General features: G+C 64.6%; 2 protein-coding genes. Both read right to left on the bottom strand.

Annotated elements, in window-relative coordinates; genetic code table 11:
• On the bottom strand, positions 1 to 1,913 hold a 1,913-nt coding region (locus tag JV551A3_RS12280; protein WP_133978732.1), incomplete at its 3' end, for a DNA polymerase II.
• A gap of 115 nt (positions 1,914 to 2,028) precedes the next feature.
• The coding region (locus tag JV551A3_RS12275; protein WP_235874567.1) for a LysR substrate-binding domain-containing protein at positions 2,029 to 2,299 on the bottom strand (271 nt) is incomplete at its 5' end.

Below are 2,299 nucleotides of genomic sequence, written 5' to 3'. Positions count from 1 at the left end.
TCCAGCCCTTTGTAGACCATTTCCTCGGTGCCATCCGCGCGCCGCACCAAGCCCGCGTAGCGCTTCTTGCTGCCTTCTTCGGCACCCCGAATGGTCGGCATCAGAAACCGCCGGTAATGCACTTCGAACTGCAGCTCCAGCGCGCTTTGCAGGTTCATCTGCTCGCGCAGATGGCGTCGCCACCAGTCGTTCACCTGCGCTGCCAGGTCCCTGCCAATGGAGGCCGCAGCCGCTTCGTCATGCGGGCTCTTGAGCCAGACGAAGGTGGAATCGGTGTCGCCGTAGATTACCTCGTAGCCCCTGGCCTCGATCAACGCACGGGTCTGGCGCATGATCTGGTGGCCGCGCATGGTGATCGACGAAGCCAGGCGCGGGTCGAAGAAGCGGCAGCCACTCGAACCCAACACTCCGTAGAAGGCATTCATGATGATCTTCAGCGCCTGCGACAGCGGCGCGTTGCCCTCGCGCTTGGCCGCCTCCCGGCCCTGCCATACCCGCTCGACGATGGCCGGCAGGCAATGCTCGCTACGGGAAAAACGCCCGCCCCGGAAGCCTTCAACCGAGTGCTCATCGTCCGGCAGGCGCAAGCCTTCGACCAGCCCCACTGGGTCGATCAGAAAGGTGCGAATGATCGACGGGTACAGGCTCTTGTAATCCAGCACCAACACCGAGTCGTACAGACCCGGGCGCGAATCCATGACGAAACCACCAGGGCTGGCTTCGTCGGGGCGGCTGCCGAGGTTGGGGGCGACGAAGCCCAGGCGGTGCATCTGCGGGATGTACAAGTGGCAGAACGCGGCCACCGAGCCACCGCTGCGGTCCACCGCAAGGCCGGTGACCGAAGACCGCTCCAGCAGGAATTCGAGCAGGCGGGTGTGGGCAAAGATGCGGGTTACCAGCTCGCAGTCCTTGAGGTTGTAGCGCGCCAATGCCGGCTTGTCCTCGGCGAAGCGGCGGTTGATTTCATCCATCCGCTGGTACGGCGTGTCGATGGCCTTGCCTTCACCGAGCAAGGTCTGGGCAACACTTTCGAGGCTGAACGACGGGAAGCTCCAGGTCGCCGAACGCAGCGCCTCGATGCCGTCGATCAGCAGCCGCCCCGGGGCATCGGCGAATACGTGGCCACCACCGGCCTGACTGCGCAAGGTCATCGGCGCACCATTGCGCCCAAGTGCCAGCGGCACCTGCAGCAACTTGGCGTGCTCATGCAACAGGCGCAGGTCAAACTGGATCAGGTTCCAGCCGATGATCGCATCCGGGTCGTGCTCGGCCATCCACTGGTTGAGGCAGGCCAGTATGCCGGCGCGGTCGGTGCAGTAGTGCAAGTCGAAGTCCAGGCCATCAGCCGTGCCGTTGGCCGGCCCGAGCATGTACACCTGGCGCTGGCCACAGCCTTCCAAGGCAATACTGTACAGCTCGCCCCGCTCGCTGGTCTCGATGTCCAGCGACACCAGGCGCAGCGGCGGCCGATAACCCGCCAGAGGCTTGAGCTGGGCATCGCAGAACACGCCCTGGGCATCCGCTTGGCCGGTGAACTGCACCGGGGCGGTGATGAAGCGCTCCATCAGGTAGCGCTCGGGCGGGCGAATATCGGCTTCGAACACATCGATCCCGGCCGTGCGCAGGCGTTGCTCCAGCTGCATCAGTTGCCGGTGCTGGCGGCAGTACAGGCCCAGCACCAGGCGCTGGTCGAAGTCCTTCAGTTGCAGCAGCCGCAGCTCGACACCAGGTTCATTGGCCAGCAGCACTCGTGCGTGCGCTTCCTGCGCCTGGGGGATGAATGCCACCGATACCTGAGGCGCCAGGCGCAGCTGCCGTGGCCCCTGGTCGGTGGCCAGCCAGAATTCCACGCAGGTGCCTTCGGGCGTGTCATGCCAATGTCGGGTCAGTACAAAGCCCTGCTGCAACTCCACCGCGTCGACCTCTGAATCGTTGTTGTGCTGGTTGCGGCGATTCTACCGCTGATGCACCGTCGCAGCGCGTTTTGTTGAGGCCAGCGGGTGTTTGCCGGTGGCCGGCCGCATGGGTTCAACCGTACAGGTAATTGATGTCCTTGCAGGCCAGCGGTGGCACCTGGCCAAGCAGGAATTCGCGCAGCTTGTGCATCTGCCGCGCCTTGGGGCTGGCCTTGAGCCAGGTCATGTAATAACCGTCGCCGGTGGCCACCGCGTGCTTGAACGGCGTGACCAGCCGCCCGGCGGCCAGGTCGGCACTGGCCAGCACCAGATCGACCACCGAAATACCCAGCCCTTGCTGGGCAGCCGAGATGCCTTGGTCGAGGGTATCGAACACCTGCCCG

Origin of the sequence: Pseudomonas inefficax (assembly GCF_900277125.1) — a bacterium.
GTDB lineage: Bacteria > Pseudomonadota > Gammaproteobacteria > Pseudomonadales > Pseudomonadaceae > Aquipseudomonas > Aquipseudomonas inefficax.
The sequence above is the reverse complement of the archived record's forward strand: the minus strand, read 5'-3'. Positions and strand labels throughout refer to the sequence as shown.